Origin of the sequence: Geodermatophilus maliterrae (assembly GCF_041018925.1) — a bacterium.
GTDB lineage: Bacteria > Actinomycetota > Actinomycetes > Mycobacteriales > Geodermatophilaceae > Geodermatophilus > Geodermatophilus maliterrae.
The window spans coordinates 18,175-35,976 of record NZ_JBFNXQ010000052.1; the positions used below are offsets into that span (position 1 = coordinate 18,175).

A 17,802-nucleotide genomic window follows, 5' to 3' on the forward strand; every position below is an offset into this window, starting at 1 on the left:
GAGGTGAGGCTTCCCTGACGAGTCGCCCCCGGGGTCGCGACCGGGCCGGCCGCGACCCCGGGGGAGCGCTCAGGCGACGATCAGGCCCTGGGTGGCCGTGCGCGCCGTCGTGAAGCGCCGGGTGACGTCGGCCCAGTTGACGACGTTCCACCAGGCCTTCACGTAGTCGGCCTTCACGTTGCGGTACTGCAGGTAGAAGGCGTGCTCCCACATGTCGAGCATCAGCAGCGGCACCAGGCCGACCGCGAGGTTGCCCTGGTGGTCGTAGAGCTGGCAGATGAGCAGCTTCTGGCCCACCGAGTCCCACGCGAGGATCGACCAGCCCGACCCCTGGACGCCGTTGGCGACGGCGGTGAAGTGCGCCTGGAAGGCCTCGAACGAGCCGAACTGGTCGTCGATGGCCGCGGCCAGCTCGCCGTCGGGGCGCTCCCCGCCGTCCGGGCTGAGGTTCGGCCAGAACACCGAGTGGTTGACGTGCCCGGCCAGGTTGAACGCCAGGTTCTTCTCGTGCAGGTTCGCCGTCGCCAGCCCGTCGTTCTCCCGCGCCTCGGCGAGCTTCTCCAGCGCCGTGTTGGCGCCGGTCACGTAGGTCTGGTGGTGCTTGTCGTGGTGCAGCTGCATGATCTCGCCGGAGATGTGCGGCTCCAGTGCCCCGTAGTCGTAGGGCAGGTCGGGGAGCACGTAGTCGGGCACGGGGGTTCCCTCCGTCGGGGCTGGCTGGACGCCCGTCGTCCTGCCCGCGGCGGGTGTCACGCCCGGGCCGACCCGTGGCCCCCTCGGGCCAGAGGTGCCATCGGCGCCACGAGGGCACCTACCTCCCGGAGAGGCGGCGGGCCCGGGCGACGAGGGCGTCGATCCGCCGGGCGTGCGCGCCGCGCCAGTAGACCCGCCCGCACCGGGGGCAGCGGGAGAAGTCCGTCGCGGTGCGCCGGGTGCCGGGCTCGAGCCGCTCGGCCACCGCGGCGGCGTCGACGGCGGTGAGCTCCCCGTTGCAGGCCGGGCAGCGGGTGAGCGGGGCCAGCGGGGGCCGGAAGCGGTCGAGCACGTCGGCCAGCTGCTCGTCCGGCGTCGCCCCGCGCACCCACGCCCCGGCCGGCAGCGCCCGGCGCATCAGGAGGCCGCGGTCCTGGGTGAGCAGCACGCGGTCCTCGGCGCGGGCCGCGGCGACCAGCTCGGCGTCGTCGGCGTCCGGGGCGCGGGCCTCCGGCGACCAGGCGGTGTCCAGGCCGAGCAGCCGCATCCGCCGGCCCAGTGCCCCCAGCCCGACGTCGAGCAGGAAACCCCCGGCCGGCACCGGCTGCGGCCGGGCGACGGCGCGCACCTCGACCGTCGCCCCCGGGCCGGGGCGGTCCGCCGGGCCGGCCGGGACGCCGTCGACGAGCAGCTCCCCGGCCTCGGTCAGCGGGACGCCGGCTGCCTGCACCAGGTGGCCGACGGTCGTGCCGGGGTCGGCCGGCAGCACCCGCCGCCCGGCGGAGCGGTCGCGGGCCGGCAGCAGCGGCCGCAGCGCGTCGTCGACCGCGACGACCACCCCTCCCGCGGACACGGCGGTGGCGGTACCCGGCGACCCCGTCCAGATACTTGAACGTTCATCCATTCTGCGGCACACTGGAGCCGTGCACGTCCGTAGGAGTGCGCACCCACCGTCCGAACAGGAGCCCCCGTGCCCGTCCAGCGCCTGAACCACGCCGTCCTCTACGTCCGCGACGTCGAGCGCAGCCTCGCGTTCTACCGCGACGTCCTCGGCTTCCGCGTCACGGCGGAGATCCCCGGCCGCGCGGTGTTCCTGCAGGCCGAGGGCTCGACCAACGACCACGACCTCGGCCTGTTCGCCGTCGGCGCGGGCGCCGGCGCCTCCGATGCCGGCCGCCGCACCGTGGGCCTCTACCACCTGGCGTGGGAGGTCGACACGCTCGCCGAGCTGGCGCGGGTGCGCGACGCGCTGGTCACCGCCGGTGCGCTGGTGGGCGCCTCGGACCACGCCACCACCAAGGCCCTCTACGCGCAGGACCCCGACGGCCTGGAGTTCGAGGTCTCCTGGCTGCTCCCCGCCGACCTGGTGACGCCGGAGGTCGAGGCCCAGGGGATGACCACCCGCCCGCTGGACCTCGACGCCGAGATCGCCCGCTACGGAGCCCGGACCCGCGGCGGGATCGGCGTCTCGGTGCCGCTGCCGGCCTGACGGTCCCGGCCGGAGGGGTCGGACGGCGACCGCCTGGGCATGCAGCCCGGGACCGTCCGCGCGACCCCGGGAGCCTCCGTGACCCTGCCCACCGCCCGCCCCCTCGCCCTCGTCACCGGTGCCTCCAGCGGCATCGGCCTGGAGCTGGCCAAGCAGTTCGCCGAGCACGGCTTCGACCTGGTGGTCGCCGCCGAGGACGACGAGCTCGACGCCGCCGCCGAGCTGCTGCGCGGCACGGGGGCGGCCGTCTCGCCGGTGCGGGGCGACCTGACGCGGTACGAGGACCGCGAGTTGCTGGTGGCCGCCGTCCGCGCGTCGGGCCGGCCGCTGGCCGCCGCGGCCCTCAACGCCGGCGTCGGCGTCGGCGGGGCCTTCACCGACACCGACCTCGACGCCGAGCTGGGCATCGTGGCGCTCAACTGCGGCTCGACGGTGCACCTGGCCAAGCGGGTGGCCCAGGACATGGCCGCCGAGGGTGAGGGCCGGATCCTGTTCACCTCGTCGGTGGCCTCGCAGGCGCCGCAGCCGTTCCAGGCCGTGTACGGCGCGAGCAAGGCGTTCGTGCAGCACCTGGCCCTGTCGCTGCGCGAGGAGCTCTCCGACCGCGGCGTCAGCGTGACCGCGCTGCTGCCCGGGCCCACGGACACCGAGTTCTTCGACCGCGGCGACCTCACCGACACCCGGCTCGGCGCCTCGGAGCACAAGGACGACCCGGCGCTGGTGGCCCGCCAGGGCTACGAGGGGCTCATGGAGGGCGAGGCGTCGGTGTTCGCCGGGTCGCTGGCCAGCAAGGCGATGGGCCGGCTGTCCGCGCTCACGCCGGGCAACGTGGCCGCCAAGCTGAACCGGAAGATGGCCGAGCCGGGCTCCGGGGAGAGCTGAGCCGCGCGTGGAGCCGCTCCCCGTCGAGGTGCCCGCCGGGACGGTGCTGCTGCGTCCCTGGCGGGCCGGTGACGCCGACGACGTCCGCGCGGCGCTGACCGACCCGGCCACCGACCTCTGGAGCAACCCCGGCCGCGTCCGCACCCGCGAGGACGCCGAGGTCTGGGTGGCCCGCCGCGCCGAGTGGAGCAGCGGGACCCAGGCCACGTGGGCCGTCGTCGGCACCGCGACGCGCGAGCTGCTGGGCTCGGTGTCGCTGCACGCCATCGACGTCGCCCAGGGCAACGCGGAGGTGGGCTACTGGGCGGTGCCCGCCGTGCGCGGCCGCGGGGTGGTCGCGGTCGCCGTCGACGCCGCCTGCCGCTGGGGCTTCGCCACGCTGCCGGTGGACCGGGTGGAGCTGGTGCACGCCGTCGACAACCCGGCGTCGGGACGGGTGGCGGTCAAGGCCGGCTTCACGCTGGAGGGCCGGCTGCGCCGCTCGCACCGCTACGGCGACGGCGTCAAGCGCGACGAGCTGCTGTGGGCCCGGCTGGCCGGTGACGACGTCCCCGACCTCAGCACCCGCAGCTGACCGTGCGCGGCGCGGTGAGCGGGTCGACCGCCGGCCGCGTGACGCCGTCGGCGGTCGCGACCGGCAGCCCCTCGCGGGCCCAGTACTCGAGGCCGCCGATCATCTCCCGCACCCGGAAGCCCAGCAGCGCCAGCGCGAGCGCCGCCCGGGTGGCGCCGTTGCAGCCCGGTCCCCAGCAGTAGGTGACGACCGGGACGGACCGGTCCAGCTCGGCCTCCGCCCGGGCGCCGACCTCCCGCCCCGGCAGGTGCACCGCCCCGGGCACGTGGCCCTGGTCCCACGCCTCCCGGCTGCGGCTGTCGAGCAGGACGAAGCCCGGCGCACCCGACTCCAGGGCGGCGTGCACGTCGCTGACGTCGGTCTCCACGGCCAGCCGGCGGGCGAAGTGCGCGGCGGCATCGGCGGGGTCGGTCGACCAGTCGGTGGCCACGCCGTCGATGGTGCACCGGTCGTCGTCCCACGGTGAGTCCCCGGCCTGCCGGGAACCGCACCGATCCCGCCGTCCCCGAGGTGCCTTCGTAGTGCCAATGGCACCGGAGGGGTTGACGCGACCGATCACTGACATCTGAGATGTCAGTCGTGGCCACACCGCTCGTTCCCGTCGGCCGGGTGCTGCTGCGCGACCAGGCGCTGGCCCGGATCCGGACGGCGATCGTCGGTGGCGAGCTGGCCCCGGGCGCCGTCGTGAAGGACGCCGACCTGGCCGCCCGGCTCGGCCTGTCGGTGGCTCCCGTGCGCGCCGCACTGGCCAGGCTGGTCGACGAGGGACTGGTCGAGGCCAAGCCGCAGAGCCACACCCGGGTCACCCCGCTGCGCCCACGCGAGGTGCGCGACGCCGCGGTCGTGGTGCGGGCGATGCACGAGCTGGCCGCGCGGGAGGCCGTGCCCGCGACCACCGGTGACGACGTCACGGCCATGCGCGCGGCCAACACCCGGTTCGCCGCCGCGGTCGCCGCGGGGGACGTCGACGCGGCGCTGGCGGCCGACGACGAGCTGCACGCCGTCCTCCTCGCCCGCGCCGGCAACACGGCGCTCACCGCCACGGTCGACCGCCTCACGCCGTCGATCCGCCGGCTGGAACGCGCCCGCTTCGCCGCGGCGCACGGCCGGGAGTCCGTCGTCCTGCACGACCGCCTGATCGCCGCCTGCGCGGCCGGGGACGTCGACGACGCCGTCGCCACCACCACCGAGATCTGGACGGCGCTGCTGTCCGAGCTGGAGGAGACCGATGACCAGCCTCGCTGACTTCCCCCGCACCCCGCTGCTGTTCGGGCCCTCGCCGGTGCACCGGCTCGACCGGCTCACCGCGCACCTGGGCGGTGCGGCGGTCTGGGCCAAGCGGGAGGACTGCAACTCCGGCATCGCCTACGGCGGCAACAAGACCCGCAAGCTCGAGTACCTCGTCGCCGACGCGCTGGCGCAGGGCTGCGACACGCTGGTCTCCATCGGCGGGGTGCAGAGCAACCACACCCGGCAGGTGGCCGCCGTCGCCGCGCACGTGGGGCTGTCGTGCGTGCTGGTCCAGGAGAGCTGGGTCGACTGGCCCGACGCCGTCTACGACAAGGTCGGCAACATCCTGCTCAGCCGTCTGGCGGGGGCCGACGTCCGCCTGGTGAAGGCCGGCTTCGGCATCGGGTTCAAGGAGTCGTGGGAGGCCGCGCTGGCCGAGATCGAGGCACGCGGGGAGAAGCCCTACGCCATCCCGGCCGGGGCGTCGGACCACCCGCTCGGCGGCCACGGCTTCGCGAACTGGGCGCTGGAGGTGGCCGAGCAGGAGGCCCGGCTCGGCGTCTTCTTCGACACCGTGGTCGTCTGCTCGGTCACCGGCTCGACCCAGGCCGGGATGGTCGCCGGCTTCGCGCTGCTCGAGGAGCAGGGCGGGCGGCCGCGCAGGGTGCTCGGCGTCGACGCCTCCGCCAGGCCCGCCGAGACCCGCGACCAGGTGCTGCGCATCGCCCGGCGGACGGCGCGGGCGATCGGCGTGCAGCGCGAGCTGACCCTCGACGACGTCGAGCTCGACGAGCGGTACCACGCCGGGGTCTACGGCATCCCCGACGAGGCGACGATCCGCGCCATGGAGACCGCCGCCCGCACCGAGGGCATGGTCACCGACCCCGTGTACGAGGGGAAGTCGATGGCCGCGACGATCGACCTGGTCGGCCGCGGGGAGATCGACCCGTCGTCGACGGTGCTCTACGCCCACCTCGGCGGTCAGCCGGCGCTCAACGGCTACAGCGTGCTGTTCTCCTGAGCACTCCCCTGCCCGACGGGTCGGCCGGGGAGCCGGTCGAGCGCCGCCCGGACGCGCCGCTCCTCGAAGGACAAGTGCGACTCGACGATCGCGGCGAGCCCGTCGAGCTCCCCGGCCAGGCGCAGGGAGGCCCCGGCGCTGGCCAGCTCCCCGGCGAGCTCCTCCACCCGCGCGAGGATCCGGGCGATCCAGACGTGGTCCTCGGCCATCTTCTCCAGGACCGGCGCCAGCTCGGGGAACCGCCGCGCCAGGGCGGGGAAGGCGCCGGCGTCCTCGCCGGTGTGGTGGGCGGTGAGCGCGGCGCAGAAGGCCAGGCAGTGCGGCGGGCGTCGGGGGGAGCGCCGGTCGCCGCGGCCGCCCGCAGTGTGCGCAGGTCGGCGCGCAGTGCGTCGTGGATGCGTTGGAGCTCGTCGCCGAGCGCGGCCGGGCGGTCGCCCGGCACGCGGGTCACGCGGCGGCCGGGGACCCGTTCCGTGCACGGCGCGAGGCCGACCCGGCAGTCACGGTCGGCGACCGTAGCGGTCGGCCGGTCCGGGGGCAACGGACGCCGCCGAGAACGCCCGGCCCCCGGCGCGCAGACCGGCGCCGATCAGTCGCCGCAGCAGCACGACCGCGGCCGTGGTGGCCAGCGAGGTCCACGTCGGCTCGGCTGCCAGCCGGAGCAGCCCGGCGGCGAGCAGCAGGTCGAGCAGCACACCGAGCGCCAGGGCCGGGCGCCGGGTCGCCGCCAGGGTCACCGCCCCGGCCACCAGCGCGAGGGCGCTGACGACGAGCGCCAGCAGGCCGGGGACCGGACCGAGCGAGGTCACACGGCCCGTCCGCGGTGCTCCGCGGAGGCCGGGTCGGGCGCCGGTGAACCCGTCTCCTCGGCCACCTGCCGCCGCTCCTCGGCGATCTCCCTGCCCAGGAAGTAGTTCAGCGCCGTCCGGATGGCCGCGACCGCGGCCAGCTGGCCCAGCTCGCGGAAGCTCGGCGCCACCGCCGTCCGCAGCACGTCGCTGGCCAGCTGGAACTCCAGGCCCAGGGCGAGGAAGCGGCCCAGGGTGAGCCGGACGGGGACGAACGCCGACGTCCCGCCCCGGCGTACGCCCACCCGGACGAACCGGGCGAAGGCCCACACCGCCCCGATCAGGATGACCGCGGCACCGCAGGCCTCGACGACGGTGACCAGGACGCCGACGACCTCGGCGAGCAGCTCCTCCACGGGACGCGCCCTACCCGGGACCGGGCGGACCCACCGCGGACGGCTCACCGCGGGACGGCTCCCGCGCGGCGGTTCACGGCGGGACGGCTCACAGCGGGACGGCTCACAGCGGGACGGCTCACAGCGGGACGGCGAGGCCCTCCGGCGGCGGCGCGTCCAGGGCGGCCCGGACGTCGGCGCGCTGTGGTGCCAGGCCCGCCCCGGCCAGGACGACGTCGCGCACCAGCGCGTGCCAGGCGCCGACCCGCCGCAGCATCCCGTGCCCGCCGGGCAGCGTGAACCGGGCGATGCGCGCGCCGGCCCGGTGGGCGCGGACGGCGAAGTCGGCCGACAGCCGCGCCGGCACCCAGCGGTCGCCGCGGCCGTGGGCGAGCACGACGGTCCGCCCGCGCAGGTGGCCGACCGGCTCGCCCGGCGGCGTCCACGGCGCCAGCCCGCAGACGGCGGCGACCGAGGGGTCGTCCCCGGCGCGCAGCACCGCCCGGCCGCCCATCGAGTGCCCGACCAGCACGACCGGGACGTCGCCGTGCCGCTCGCGCACCCGGTCCAGCGCCCAGCGGACGTCGGCGTGCGCGTCGGCAGCCGCCCCGTTCCAGCCGGCCACCCGGTAGCGCACCAGGTAGGTCTCGACGCCCCGGGCCCCCGCCGCGAGCGAGACCGCCTCCTGGATGGCCCGCATCCGGACCAGCGACAGGGCCCGCTCGCGCGGTGGCTCGACGCTGGCCACGGTGCCGCCGTGCGCGAAGACGGCGACCGCCCGGGTGGGGGCGGTCGCGGGGGTGTGGTCGAGGGCCGGCGTCCGGGCGGCGGTGGTCACGCGGTCAGCGACGGCGGCCGCCGCGCAGTCGGTCGCGGGCCCGGTCGCCCAGGTCGCCGGCCTGCAGCAGCGCCCGGCTGACCCGCGTCGGGCCACCGCGCCGCTCCAGGGCCCGGCCGACCCTCCGGAGCAGCCCGGTGGCCAGCGGCACGAGGACGGTCACGATCAGCCAGACGCGCAGTCGGCGGGTGAGGAACAGCCACATGGTGGGAGCCCATGCCCGGTGCCGGCCCCCCACAACCGCTCACCCGGGCGGCGGCCCGGTCCAGCGACGGATCCGCTGCGGACTGCTGCCCGGCACCCGCTCGATCTCGCACCGGGCCTCGAGGTCGACCTCGGTGTAGGTGCAGTGGTTGCGCAGCCGGCCGCCGGGGAACAGCGGCGAGCCGCCGTGGCGCTCCTGCGCCGCGGCGACGACGTCCTGCAGGGCCACCGACCCGTCGGGGCCGGCGAGGTCGTCGACGGTGTCCAGCACGTGCGCCCGCATCGCCTCGTACCGGGCCGCGTCCATCGTCCAGCCGTCGAGCCCGCCGGGCCGGGTGGCGTCGAAGACCTCCACCCGGCCGCGCGTGCGGGCCTCGGCGTCGGCCGCCCAGGCCTCCGCCGGGACCGGCCCGCAGTGCGGGTCGCGCGCCGGGCCGGCCATCAGTCGGGGTCCGGCGCCAGGCGGACCACCATCTTGCCGGTGTTGGCCCCCTTGAGGAGGTCGAGGAAGGCGGGGACGGCGTTCTCGAGTCCCTCGTAGACCGTCTCCCGGACCGTCAGCTCACCGGAGCGGATCCACCCGGAGACGGTCTCGGTGAACTCGCCGTGCAGGTCGGTGTGGTCGCTCACGAGCAGGCCGGTGACCGCGAGCCGCTTGGCGATCATCAGGGAGCTGAAGTTCTTCGGCCCGGGCACGGCCTCGGTGGCGTTGTACGCGGAGATGGCGCCGCAGATCGCCACCCGGCCGTGCACGTGCAGCGCGCCCAGTGCCGCGTCGAGGTGCTCGCCGCCGACGTTGTCGAAGTAGACGTCGATGCCGTCGGGCGCGGCCTGCGCGAGCAGGTCCTTCACCCGCCCGTCGTGGTAGTCGAAGGCGGCGGTGAAGCCGAGCTCGCCGGTCAGCCAGCCCACCTTGTCCGGGCTGCCCGCGCTGCCGATGACGGCGGCGGCCCCGCGCAGCCGGGCGAACTGCCCGACCGCGCTGCCCACGGCGCCGGCCGCACCGGAGACGAACACGGCGTCGCCCTCCCGGAAGGCGGCCACCCGGAACAGCCCCGCGTAGGCGGTCAGGCCCGGCATCCCGAGGATGCCGAGGGAGTAGGTGAGCGGGAGGTCCTCGGTGGCCGGCAGCTGCCGCACCTCGCGGGCGTCGAGGACGGCGACGTCGCGCCAGGCGGCGTCGGTGAGCACCAGCGCGCCCACGGGGACGTCGGGGGAGCGCGAGTCGACCACCCGGCCGACGGCGCCGCCCCTCATCACCTCGCCGACCTCCCACGGCGCGGCGTAGGAGGGGCCCAGGCGCATCCGCCCGCGCATGTAGGGGTCGACCGACATGGCGACCATCCGCACCACCACCTGGCCCTCGGTGGGGTCGGGGTGCTCGACCTCGACCAGCGCGAAGTCCTCGGGGGTGGGCTCGCCGTGGGGTCGGGCGGCCAGGTGCCACTCGCGGGCGGACACGGGCACGGGGCGCCTCCTGGGTGCTCGGGGTGGTGAGCCGATCCTGCCGCCGTCGCGCCGCGGCCGCCCCGCCGGGTGGCGCGCCGGTCCTACGCTCGGTTCATGTTGTTCTCCCGGTACAAGACCCAGCCGGTGACGCCGGAGAACGCGCTGCCGGGTCGCCCCGACCCGCTGCCGTTCGTCCCGGAGACCCACGCGGTCAACGGCAACCGCATCCAGCCGCCGTTCCCCGAGGGGATGCAGACCGCCGTCTTCGGCGCGGGCTGCTTCTGGGGCGTCGAGAAGGTGTTCTGGCAGGTGCCGGGCGTCTACTCCACCGCCGCCGGCTACGCGGGCGGCTACACGCCCAACCCCACGTACGAGGAGGTCTGCTCGGCGCAGACCGGCCACACCGAGGTCGTCCTCGTCGTCTTCGACCCCGCCGTCGTCAGCTATGCGCAGCTGCTCAAGGTGTTCTGGGAGGACCACGACCCCACCCAGGGCATGCGCCAGGGCAACGACGTCGGCACCCAGTACCGCTCGGCGGTCTACTTCGCGACGCCGGAGCAGGAGGCCGCCGCCCGCGCCAGCCGCGACCAGTACCAGGAGCGGCTGAAGGCGGCCGGCTACGGCGAGATCACCACCGAGATCGCCCCGCTCGGCGAGTTCTTCTACGCCGAGGACTACCACCAGCAGTACCTGCACAAGGTCCCGAACGGCTACTGCCCGGTCCACTCGACCGGCGTGAGCTGCCCGGTGGGCCTGCCCGGCGTGTGAGCGCCCCGGCGTAGCAAGCTCTCCCTGCGTCCCGCCGCCGGGGCGCGGGGAGGGGTGCCCGTGGACGTCGTCCGAACGCCGGAGGAGCGGTTCGCCGCGCTGCCCGGCTCCCCGTACGAGCCGCGGGACGTCGAGGTGGACGGCGGCGACGGCGGGACGCTGCGCGTGGCGTACGTGGGTGCCGGCCCGGCCGACGGCGAGGTCGTGGTCCTGCTGCACGGCGAGCCGTCCTGGTCGTTCCTCTGGCGCTCGGTCGTCCCCGAGCTCACCGCCGCGCCGCGGCGGTGACGCCGGAGGAGCTGTTCGCGCAGCTGCGGCGCGAGCCCGACGTCGAGGCGCCGGACCTGGTCGCCGTCGACGCGACCGACCGGCTGCTGCTCGACGAGGCGGCTCCGTACCTGCCCGGCGGGCCCGGCACGGTGGTGGTCGTCGACGACGCGTACGGCGCGCTGACCCTCGGTGCGGTCACGGCCGGGGCGAGCGGCGTGCGCGTGTCCCAGGACCTGCTGGTCGGCGAGCAGGCGCTGGCCGCCAACGCCGGGCGCACCGGGCTGGCCGGCACGTACCGCTCGCTGCCGCTGGACGCCGGCCTGTTCGCCGGCGCCGGCCTCGTCCTGGCCAAGGCGCCCCGGGGTCTCGACGCGCTGCGCGAGCTCACCGAGCTGACCGCCGCCGCGGCCGACCCGGACGTCGTCCTGCTGGTCGGCGGGCGGGTCAAGCACATGACGCTCGGCATGAACGACGTCCTGCGCGCCGGGTTCGGCGAGGTGTCGGCGACGCTGGCCCGGCAGAAGTCCCGGGTGCTGGTCGCCCGCGGGCCGCGTCCGGACGTGCGGCCGACCTTCCCCCGCTGCCGGCGCGACGCGGACCTCGGCCTCGACGTCTGCGCGCACGGCGCGGCCTTCGCCGGCACCCGGGTCGACGCCGGCACCCGGCTGCTGGCCTCGGCGCTGGCCGGCGCCGCTCCGGACGCCCGGACGGCGCTCGACCTCGGCTGCGGCACCGGCGTGCTGGCCGCTAGCCTCGCCCGGTCCCGGCCCGGGCTCGCCGTCACCGCCACCGACCAGTCGGCCGCGGCGGTCGCCTCGGCGCGGGCCACGCTCACGCGTGCCGGCCTCGAGCGGGTGGCGGTCCAGCGGGACGACGCCGCAGCCGGGGTGGCCGACGGCAGTGTGGACCTCGTCGTCTGCAACCCGCCGTTCCACCTGGGTGCCGCCGTCGTGACCGCCGCGGCCGACCGGCTGTTCGCCGCGGCCGCCCGGGTGCTGCGGCCCGGCGGCGAGCTGTGGGCGGTCTACAACAACCGGCTGCCGCACCGGGCGGCGCTGCGCCGGCTGGTCGGCCCCACCCGGGTCGCCGCCGCCGACCGGCGGTTCACCGTCACCGTCTCCACCCGCCCCCTGACGAAGGTCCCTGGTCCGGGCGGCCGGTGAGGGCCACGGTCGGGGGGCATGACGACGACCGACGTGCCACCTGCCGGGACCGCCGACGCGCTCGCCGAGCGCCTCCTCGCCGGGGTGACCGCCACCCTCGAGCTCGCCGCCGTGCACCTGGGCGTGGAGCTGGGGTGGTACCGCGCCCTCGCCGACGCGCCGGCCACGGCGCCGGAGCTGGCCGATCGGACCGGCAGCGACGCCCGCTACGCCCGCGAGTGGCTCGAGCAGCAGGCGGTGGCCGGCGTCCTCGTCGTGGACGACGCCCGGGCCGCGCCCGACGCGCGGCGCTACACCCTGCCGACGGAGTACCGGGGGGTGCTGGTCGACGAGCTCGACCCCTCGTACATGCCGCCGTTCGCCCGGGTGGCCCTGGCGTTCACGCGCAACGTGCCGCGGCTGACCGAGGTATACCGCACCGGCGAGGGGCTGAGCTGGGCGGACATGGGACCCGACGCGCGGGAGGCGCAGGGGGACGCCAACCGCCCGTACTTCCTCGGGTCGCTGGCCGAGGACCTGCGCAGCCTCCCCGACGTCGACGCCGCGCTGCGGGACGGCGGCCGGGTCGCCGACGTCGGCTGCGGGATGGGGTGGTCCTCCGTCGGCATCGCGCGGGCCTTCCCGCAGGTGCGCGTCGACGGCTTCGACGTCGACGCGCCGTCGGTCGAGCAGGCGGGGCGCAACGCCGAGCAGGCCGGGGTGGCCGACCGCGTCCGGTTCAGCACCGTGGACGCCGCGGCCGTGGGGGAGCGGGGGAACTACGACCTGGTGACGGCGTTCGAGTGCGTGCACGACCTGGCCGACCCGGTGGCCGTGCTCGCCGCGATGCGGGCGATGGCGCGCCAGGGCGGCACCGTCCTGGTCGTCGACGAGAACGTCGCCGAGGAGTTCACCGCGCCCGGCGACGACATCGAGCGGCTGATGTACGGCTACAGCCTCACCTGCTGCCTGCCCGACGGGCGGTCCACCCGTCCCTCGGCCGCCACCGGGACGGTCATGCGGCCGGCCACGCTCGAGCGGTACGCCCGCGACGCGGGGTTCGCCGGGATCGACGTCCTCCCCGTGGAGAACGACTTCTTCCGCTTCTACCGGCTGCGCACCGAGGAGTGAGCCGGACCGATTTCCGGAACGAGGAAGGACCCCGCCCGGGTCCTGTTGCGCTGGAGTGACTCCACTGGCTGCCGAACAGGGGACAACGGTGTGCACCGAGCGCGCCGACCCCTCCCGCAGGAGTGCCGGCATGGCGCGCAACCTCTGGTCCGACCGCCCCCTCGGTGTGAAGCTCGCGGCCCTCGTCGCCGTGGGCGCGCTCGCCCTCGGCGTCTTCGCCGTCGTCACCCTGCAGGCCCTGGCCGGTGCCGGGCAGCGCACGGACGTGCTGCTGGCGACCACCCACGCCACCGCGGCGGCCCTGGAGGCCGACATGATGCACGACGCCGTCCGCGGCGACGTGCTGCAGGCGCTCCTCGCCGGCACCGGCCCGCAGTACACCGCGGCGGTCGCCGACCTGGCCGACCACGCGGCCACCTTCCGCGACAGCCTGGACGCCGTGGTCGACGACGACCTCGGCGCGGACGTCGCCGCCGCCGTCACCGACGTCAGGCCCGCGGCGGAGACCTACCTCGCCGAGGCCCAGCGCATCGTGACGCTCGCCGGACGCGACGTGCGCGCCGCCCAGGCCTCGTACCCCGCGTTCGCACAGACCTTCGGCGCCCTCGAGGAGCAGCTGCCGTCGGTGGGCGCCGGTGTCGGCGAGCACGCGACCGCCGCGGCGGAGGCCGCCACCGCGCAGCGCCGGACCGCGACCACCCTCGCCGTCACGGTCGCCGTGGCCGGCGTGGTGCTGCTGGGGCTGCTCGGCTGGGTCGTCACCCGCTCGGTGGTGCGGCCGCTGCACCGGGTCGGCGCGGTGCTGACCGCCCTGGCCGACGGGGACCTGCGCGGGTCGACCGGCGTCCGCAGCCGGGACGAGGTGGGCCGGATGGCGGTGGCGCTGGAGACCTCGATGGCCAACGTGCGCGCCGTCCTCGTCACCATCGGCGACACCACCGCGACGCTGGCCTCGGCCACCGAGGAGCTGTCGGCGACCGCCCAGGACATGACCCGGCTGGCCGACGCCTCCTCCGCACAGAGCGGCGTGGTCGCCGACGCGGCCGGCCAGGTGTCGGTCACCGTGCAGACGGTCGCTGCCGGGTCGGAGGAGATGGGCGTCTCGATCCGCGAGATCGCCCAGAACGCCAGCGAGGTGGCCCGGGTCGCCGGTCGGGCGGTGCACGTCGCCGACACCACGAACGTCACCGTCGCCAAGCTGGGGGAGTCCTCGCTGGAGATCGCGAGCGTGGTCGAGACCATCACCGCGATCGCCGAGCAGACCAACCTGCTGGCCCTCAACGCCACCATCGAGGCGGCGCGTGCCGGTGAGGCGGGCAAGGGCTTCGCCGTCGTCGCCAACGAGGTCAAGGAGCTGGCCCAGGAGACCGCCAAGGCGACGCAGGACATCACCGCCCGGGTCGAGGCCATCCAGGGTGACACCGAGGGGGCGGTCCGGGCGATCGGCGAGATCTCGGAGATCATCGCCGTGATCAACGACTCGCAGGGCACCATAGCCGCCGCGGTCGAGGAGCAGACCGCGACCACGACGGAGATGAACCGCAACGTGGCCGAGGCGGCGAGGTCGGCCGGGCAGATCGCGGGCACCATCGGTGCCGTGGCCGAGGCTGCCGGGGCCACCACGCAGGCGATGGCCGACGCCCGGACGGCGATGGACGAGGTGGCGCGCATGGCCGCGGTGCTGAGCTCGTCGGTGGGCCGCTTCCGCTACTGACGGCGTCCGAGCGACAGCGCGTGGACCGGCTCGGCGTCGACCATCTCGCCTGTGGGGACGAAGCCGAGCGAGAGGCAGGAGGGCGCCGGGCTGCCGTCGCCCTCCACCGCGCTGACCTCCAGCACCGTCGCACCCCGCTCACCCCGCTCACCCCGCGCGCGCCGGAGCGCACCGCCCGGACCGCAGCAGGTGCACACACCGTCGCCGGCGGGCGCCGGGGACCACGGTGTGTGCACCTGCTGCGAATCGCCCGCCGTCACCGCCGACCTCAGCAGAAGCCGGGCGTGCCCAGCCAGGCGACCTCGGCCGGCGGGACGTCGTCGCGCAGCACCGCACCCTCGATGAGCCCGTACGGTCGGTCGTCGGCGTGGTAGACGACGTCGGGGTTGTCCAGCCCGAACGCCGAGAGGTCCTGCAGGAAGTGGTGCCTGTTGGGCATCGACATCCGCACCTCGGCCACGTCGGGCACCGTCTCGAGCACGGTCTCGCCCATCCGGTACAGCGTCTGCTGCAGGGCGAGCGAGTGCGTGGCCGCGAAGGCCTCCAGCAGCGTCGTCCGGACGGTGGCGAAGCAGGCGTCCCAGTCGAGGTCGGCACCCGTGTAGCGCCAGCGGGCGGTCACCGCGGTGGCGAGGATGCGGTCGCGCGTCTCGGCCAGCGTCGTGTAGCGGTCGCGGGGGAAGCCCCAGAACTCCGAGCCGGTGGTCTTGAGGACGACGAGGTCGGTCAGCCCGGCGAGCACGTGCACGTCGTCCCCGTCCACGGTGACCACCGCCGTCCGCACCTCGCCGCCGGGCCGCCGGAAGGCGTGCTCGTGCGGCTGCCCACCGACGGTGATCCGTTCCCAGCCGTAGGACTCCACGGCCACCCGGGCGCCGGTGATCCAGTCGTAGGACCCGGCGAAGTGGCGGGCCAGGCGCAGGCCGAACGCCTCCGGCGAGCCGACGCCGTCGCGGGCGAAGGCGAACACGGTGTTCTTCTGCGCGTCCGTCGTCAGGACGTGCGCGTTGTCGCCGGCGGTGTGCGCGGCGGCGAAGTCCCCGCGCAGGCTGCTGCTGACGTTCAGGTCCACCAGCTCGTGGCGGGGGGTGCTGCGGTCGACCGCGACCACGCGGACCTCCGCCTTCCCGTACTGGTTGGGTCCGAGCACGATCGCCATGCCGTGCAGCCTCCCCGGCTCTCGTTGCGGTGGTGTTGCACGTGGAACGTCAGCGGCTCGGCAGGCCCTCAGGAGCCGCGGTACGTCGAGTACGCGAACGGCGAGAGCAGCAGCGGCACGTGGTGGTGCGCGTCCGGCTCGCGGACGGCGAAGGTGAGCGTGACCTCGGGCCAGAACGCCGCCGTCCCCCGCGCCTCGAACCACGGGCCGGTGGCGAAGACCAGCCGGTGCGGCCCGGCCGGGGTGGCGTCCCCGCGGAGCCGGCAGCGGCCGTCGGCGTCGGTGCTGCCCTCGGCGAGCAGGCAGTCGCCGGCGAACAGCCGGACGGCGATCCCCTCGGCCGGCCGGCCGGCGACGGCGTCGAGCACGTGCGTCGAGACGCTCATGCGCCGACCAGCCCCCGCACCCGCAGCTCGGTGATCTGCGCCAGCTGCTCGACCACCTCGTCCCGCTCGGTCTCCTCGTCGTTGCCCAGCCGGCGGCGCAGCTCGGCCAGCACCTCCTCCGGCGAGCGGCCGGCGGCGCGGACGAGGTAGACGTGCCCGAAGCGCTCCTCGTAGGCCCGGTTGCCCTCGGCCAGCGCGGCCCGGGTGCCGTCGTCGGCACCGCCCATGGCGCCCTGCTCCCGTCGCGAGGCCGCCGCCTCGGCCGAGTCGCCCTCCACCCGGTCGCCGATCCGGGGGTGGGCGGCCAGCGCCAGCGCCACCTCGTCCCAGGGCAGCGCGCGGGCCACCTCCCCGGCCCGGCGGACCAGCGTGTCGGCGTCGGGGAAGGGGCGGCCGGCGACCAGCCCGGCGGCGAAGCGCGGCGCGGCGTTGCAGGCGCGCAGCTCCTCGACGACGGCGTCGGCCGGCCCGGTGTTCAGCTCGTCGAGGCGGGACACGGTGACAGGATGTCAGCCCGGTCGGCAGGAGGAGGGTGCGTGCTGGACGACGCCGTCTACGCGGAGCTGGACCGCCGGCTGGCCCCGGTCGACGCCGCGCGACTGGCCACGTACCCGGGGGAGCGGCCCGTCCGGCAGCCGGTGCACACCTGCTACGTGCCCGCCGACGCCGTCGTCCCCGGCGTGGCCACCGCCTGGGGCGCCGCCGCGCTGGCCGCCCTCGACGAGCACGCCCTGCCCGACCTGGGCCACCCGCCCGCGCTGCTCGACAAGGTGCTCCCGCGGGTGCGGGCCAAGCTGGCCGCCGAGCCGGTCGAGGACCTGCGGGTCGACGCCGAGGACGGCTACCGCGGCCGGCCGGAGGACGAGGACGACGACGTGCGGGCCGCCGCGGCCGCCGTCGCCGCCGACGTCGCCGCCGGGACCGCCCCGCCGTCGGTGGGCATCCGCGCGAAGTCGCTGGAGGGCCCGACCCGCCGCCGCGGCGTCCGCTCCCTCGACCTCTTCCTGTCCGGCCTGGGTGCCGGCAGCGGCGCGGAGGCACCCCGGCGGGCGACCGTGACGCTGCCCAAGGTGACCGACGTCGAGCAGGTGCGCGCCTTCCTCCCCGTCCTCGACGCGCTCGAGGCCGCGCACGGCGTCGCCCTCGACCTGGAGCTGCAGGTGGAGACGCCGCAGGCGGTGCTCGGCGCCGACGGCGCGGTGACGCTCTCCCGCATGGTGCACGCGGCCGGCCCGCGGCTGACCGGGCTGCACTCGGGCACCTACGACTACAGCGCCGCGCTGGGCATCGCGGCGGCGCACCAGTCCTCCGACCACCCGGCGCTCGACCTGGCCAAGCAGCTGGTGCAGGTCGCCGTCGCCGGCACGGGGGCCGTCGCGGTCGACGGCTCGACCAACGTGCTGCCGGTGGGTCCGCGGGAGCAGGTGCACGCGGGGTGGCGGGTGCACGCCGGCCTCGTCCGCCGGGCGCTCGAGCGCGGCCTGTACCAGGGCTGGGACCTGCACCCGGCGCAGCTGGTCACGCGGTACGTGGCCACCTACGCCTTCTGGCGCGGCGCGCTGCCGGCGGCGGCCGCCCGGCTGGCGGCCTACGTCGAGCGGGTCGACGGCGGGGTGCTCGACGAGCCGGCCACCGCCCGGGCCCTCGCCGGCGGAGTCCTCCGCGGCCT

Annotated in this window: 25 protein-coding genes; 11 read left to right on the top strand and 14 right to left on the bottom strand. The window is 76.2% G+C overall.

Annotation, left to right across the window (positions count from 1 at the left end; genetic code table 11):
• Positions 1 to 69 precede the first annotated feature (69 nt).
• Both ABQ292_RS15955 and ABQ292_RS15960 read right to left on the bottom strand, forming a co-directional pair.
• Positions 70 to 693 carry a superoxide dismutase gene (locus tag ABQ292_RS15955; RefSeq protein ID WP_369208107.1) on the bottom strand — a complete coding sequence of 208 codons (624 nt, stop codon included), beginning with the start codon at positions 691 to 693 and terminating at the stop codon, positions 70 to 72.
• A gap of 118 nt (positions 694 to 811) precedes the next feature.
• Complete coding sequence (locus ABQ292_RS15960; RefSeq protein WP_369208109.1) at positions 812 to 1,546, bottom strand: Mut7-C RNAse domain-containing protein; 735 nt, start codon at positions 1,544 to 1,546, stop codon at positions 812 to 814.
• A gap of 117 nt (positions 1,547 to 1,663) precedes the next feature.
• Here ABQ292_RS15960 and ABQ292_RS15965 point away from each other — a divergent pair, with 117 nt between their 5' ends.
• From ABQ292_RS15965 to ABQ292_RS15975, 3 genes are all read left to right on the top strand, one after another.
• Positions 1,664 to 2,182: a VOC family protein gene (locus ABQ292_RS15965; RefSeq protein ID WP_369208111.1), complete on the top strand. Its 519-nt coding sequence runs from the start codon at positions 1,664 to 1,666 to the stop codon at positions 2,180 to 2,182.
• 78 nt (positions 2,183 to 2,260) lie between these two features.
• A complete protein-coding gene (locus tag ABQ292_RS15970) occupies positions 2,261 to 3,064 on the top strand; it encodes an SDR family NAD(P)-dependent oxidoreductase (RefSeq protein WP_369208113.1) in 804 nt (267 codons plus the stop codon).
• 7 nt (positions 3,065 to 3,071) lie between these two features.
• On the top strand, positions 3,072 to 3,638 hold the full coding sequence (locus ABQ292_RS15975) for a GNAT family N-acetyltransferase (RefSeq protein ID WP_369208115.1): 567 nt from the start codon (positions 3,072 to 3,074) through the stop codon (positions 3,636 to 3,638).
• Here the strand turns inward: ABQ292_RS15975 and ABQ292_RS15980 are convergent.
• Positions 3,622 to 4,068: a rhodanese-like domain-containing protein gene (locus ABQ292_RS15980; protein WP_369208117.1), complete on the bottom strand. Its 447-nt coding sequence runs from the start codon at positions 4,066 to 4,068 to the stop codon at positions 3,622 to 3,624. The genes ABQ292_RS15975 and ABQ292_RS15980 overlap by 17 nt on opposite strands.
• Positions 4,069 to 4,217: 149 nt before the next feature.
• On the opposite strand from ABQ292_RS15980, the gene ABQ292_RS15985 reads away from it, so the two are divergent.
• Complete coding sequence (locus ABQ292_RS15985; protein ID WP_369208119.1) at positions 4,218 to 4,883, top strand: GntR family transcriptional regulator; 666 nt, start codon at positions 4,218 to 4,220, stop codon at positions 4,881 to 4,883.
• Complete coding sequence (locus ABQ292_RS15990; RefSeq protein ID WP_369208121.1) at positions 4,867 to 5,889, top strand: 1-aminocyclopropane-1-carboxylate deaminase; 1,023 nt, start codon at positions 4,867 to 4,869, stop codon at positions 5,887 to 5,889. The genes ABQ292_RS15985 and ABQ292_RS15990 overlap by 17 nt, the downstream gene beginning before the upstream one ends.
• Here ABQ292_RS15990 and ABQ292_RS15995 read toward each other — a convergent pair.
• From ABQ292_RS15995 to ABQ292_RS16025, 7 genes are all read right to left on the bottom strand, one after another.
• Positions 5,868 to 6,368, bottom strand: coding sequence for a hemerythrin domain-containing protein (locus tag ABQ292_RS15995; protein ID WP_369208123.1), 501 nt, complete (start codon positions 6,366 to 6,368; stop codon positions 5,868 to 5,870). The two genes, ABQ292_RS15990 and ABQ292_RS15995, sit on opposite strands and share 22 nt — an antisense overlap.
• Before the next feature lie 21 nt (positions 6,369 to 6,389).
• Positions 6,390 to 6,698, bottom strand: coding sequence for a hypothetical protein (locus ABQ292_RS16000; protein ID WP_369208125.1), 309 nt, complete (start codon positions 6,696 to 6,698; stop codon positions 6,390 to 6,392).
• The gene (locus ABQ292_RS16005; RefSeq protein ID WP_369208127.1) at positions 6,695 to 7,093 is read right to left on the bottom strand and encodes a DUF1622 domain-containing protein; all 399 of its coding nucleotides are present in this window, start codon (positions 7,091 to 7,093) and stop codon (positions 6,695 to 6,697) included. The genes ABQ292_RS16000 and ABQ292_RS16005 overlap by 4 nt, the downstream gene beginning before the upstream one ends.
• 118 nt (positions 7,094 to 7,211) lie before the next feature.
• Entirely contained in the window at positions 7,212 to 7,910 is a 699-nt protein-coding gene (locus ABQ292_RS16010) for an alpha/beta fold hydrolase (RefSeq protein WP_369208129.1), read from the bottom strand.
• 4 nt (positions 7,911 to 7,914) lie between these two features.
• Positions 7,915 to 8,115, bottom strand: coding sequence for a hypothetical protein (locus ABQ292_RS16015; protein WP_369208131.1), 201 nt, complete (start codon positions 8,113 to 8,115; stop codon positions 7,915 to 7,917).
• Between the two features lie 39 nt (positions 8,116 to 8,154).
• The gene (locus tag ABQ292_RS16020) at positions 8,155 to 8,556 is read right to left on the bottom strand and encodes a DUF6958 family protein (RefSeq protein WP_369208133.1); all 402 of its coding nucleotides are present in this window, start codon (positions 8,554 to 8,556) and stop codon (positions 8,155 to 8,157) included.
• Entirely contained in the window at positions 8,556 to 9,581 is a 1,026-nt protein-coding gene (locus tag ABQ292_RS16025; protein WP_369208135.1) for an NADP-dependent oxidoreductase, read from the bottom strand. Before ABQ292_RS16025 ends, ABQ292_RS16020 begins: the two co-directional genes overlap by 1 nt.
• A 96-nt stretch (positions 9,582 to 9,677) precedes the next feature.
• On the opposite strand from ABQ292_RS16025, the gene msrA reads away from it, so the two are divergent.
• The 5 genes from msrA to ABQ292_RS16050 all read left to right on the top strand — a co-directional run bounded on the left by msrA (position 9,678) and on the right by ABQ292_RS16050 (position 14,588).
• Positions 9,678 to 10,331, top strand: a complete 654-nt coding sequence (gene msrA, locus ABQ292_RS16030) for a peptide-methionine (S)-S-oxide reductase MsrA (RefSeq protein WP_369208137.1) — start codon at positions 9,678 to 9,680, stop codon at positions 10,329 to 10,331.
• A 60-nt stretch (positions 10,332 to 10,391) separates the two neighbouring features.
• A complete protein-coding gene (locus ABQ292_RS16035; RefSeq protein WP_369208139.1) occupies positions 10,392 to 10,619 on the top strand; it encodes an alpha/beta hydrolase family protein in 228 nt (75 codons plus the stop codon).
• Entirely contained in the window at positions 10,616 to 11,764 is a 1,149-nt protein-coding gene (locus ABQ292_RS16040; protein WP_369208141.1) for a class I SAM-dependent methyltransferase, read from the top strand. The genes ABQ292_RS16035 and ABQ292_RS16040 overlap by 4 nt, the downstream gene beginning before the upstream one ends.
• Before the next feature lie 18 nt (positions 11,765 to 11,782).
• Positions 11,783 to 12,874 (top strand): class I SAM-dependent methyltransferase, encoded by a 1,092-nt coding sequence (locus ABQ292_RS16045; protein ID WP_369208143.1) that lies wholly within the window; start codon positions 11,783 to 11,785, stop codon positions 12,872 to 12,874.
• A 130-nt stretch (positions 12,875 to 13,004) separates the two neighbouring features.
• Entirely contained in the window at positions 13,005 to 14,588 is a 1,584-nt protein-coding gene (locus ABQ292_RS16050) for a methyl-accepting chemotaxis protein (RefSeq protein WP_369208145.1), read from the top strand.
• Here the strand turns inward: ABQ292_RS16050 and ABQ292_RS16055 are convergent.
• The 4 genes from ABQ292_RS16055 to uraD form a co-directional block, all read right to left on the bottom strand.
• Positions 14,582 to 14,713, bottom strand: a complete 132-nt coding sequence (locus tag ABQ292_RS16055) for a hypothetical protein (protein WP_369208147.1) — start codon at positions 14,711 to 14,713, stop codon at positions 14,582 to 14,584. The genes ABQ292_RS16050 and ABQ292_RS16055 overlap by 7 nt on opposite strands.
• A gap of 143 nt (positions 14,714 to 14,856) precedes the next feature.
• Positions 14,857 to 15,747 carry a factor-independent urate hydroxylase gene (gene pucL / locus ABQ292_RS16060; protein ID WP_369208149.1) on the bottom strand — a complete coding sequence of 297 codons (891 nt, stop codon included), beginning with the start codon at positions 15,745 to 15,747 and terminating at the stop codon, positions 14,857 to 14,859.
• Positions 15,748 to 15,815: 68 nt separating this feature from the next.
• Positions 15,816 to 16,133, bottom strand: coding sequence for a hydroxyisourate hydrolase (gene uraH / locus ABQ292_RS16065; protein ID WP_369208151.1), 318 nt, complete (start codon positions 16,131 to 16,133; stop codon positions 15,816 to 15,818).
• On the bottom strand, positions 16,130 to 16,630 hold the full coding sequence (uraD, locus tag ABQ292_RS16070; protein ID WP_369208153.1) for a 2-oxo-4-hydroxy-4-carboxy-5-ureidoimidazoline decarboxylase: 501 nt from the start codon (positions 16,628 to 16,630) through the stop codon (positions 16,130 to 16,132). Before uraD ends, uraH begins: the two co-directional genes overlap by 4 nt.
• A 39-nt stretch (positions 16,631 to 16,669) precedes the next feature.
• Between uraD and ABQ292_RS16075 the strand changes: the two genes are divergently transcribed.
• A partial coding sequence (locus ABQ292_RS16075; RefSeq protein WP_369208155.1) for a DUF6986 family protein occupies positions 16,670 to 17,802 on the top strand: 1,133 nt, incomplete at its 3' end.

What these genes read in the sequence shown, in the direction of transcription:
- ABQ292_RS15990 (WP_369208121.1), top strand. Translation starts at nt 4,867, where the DNA reads ATGACCAGCCTCGCTGACTTCCCCCGCACCCCGCTGCTGTTCGGGCCC.
- ABQ292_RS16015 (WP_369208131.1), bottom strand. Translation starts at nt 8,115, where the DNA reads ATGTGGCTGTTCCTCACCCGCCGACTGCGCGTCTGGCTGATCGTGACC.
- ABQ292_RS16020 (WP_369208133.1), bottom strand. Translation starts at nt 8,556, where the DNA reads ATGGCCGGCCCGGCGCGCGACCCGCACTGCGGGCCGGTCCCGGCGGAG.
- msrA (WP_369208137.1), top strand. Translation starts at nt 9,678, where the DNA reads ATGTTGTTCTCCCGGTACAAGACCCAGCCGGTGACGCCGGAGAACGCG.
- ABQ292_RS16045 (WP_369208143.1), top strand. Translation starts at nt 11,783, where the DNA reads ATGACGACGACCGACGTGCCACCTGCCGGGACCGCCGACGCGCTCGCC.
- ABQ292_RS16050 (WP_369208145.1), top strand. Translation starts at nt 13,005, where the DNA reads ATGGCGCGCAACCTCTGGTCCGACCGCCCCCTCGGTGTGAAGCTCGCG.
- pucL (WP_369208149.1), bottom strand. Translation starts at nt 15,747, where the DNA reads ATGGCGATCGTGCTCGGACCCAACCAGTACGGGAAGGCGGAGGTCCGC.
- uraH (WP_369208151.1), bottom strand. Translation starts at nt 16,133, where the DNA reads ATGAGCGTCTCGACGCACGTGCTCGACGCCGTCGCCGGCCGGCCGGCC.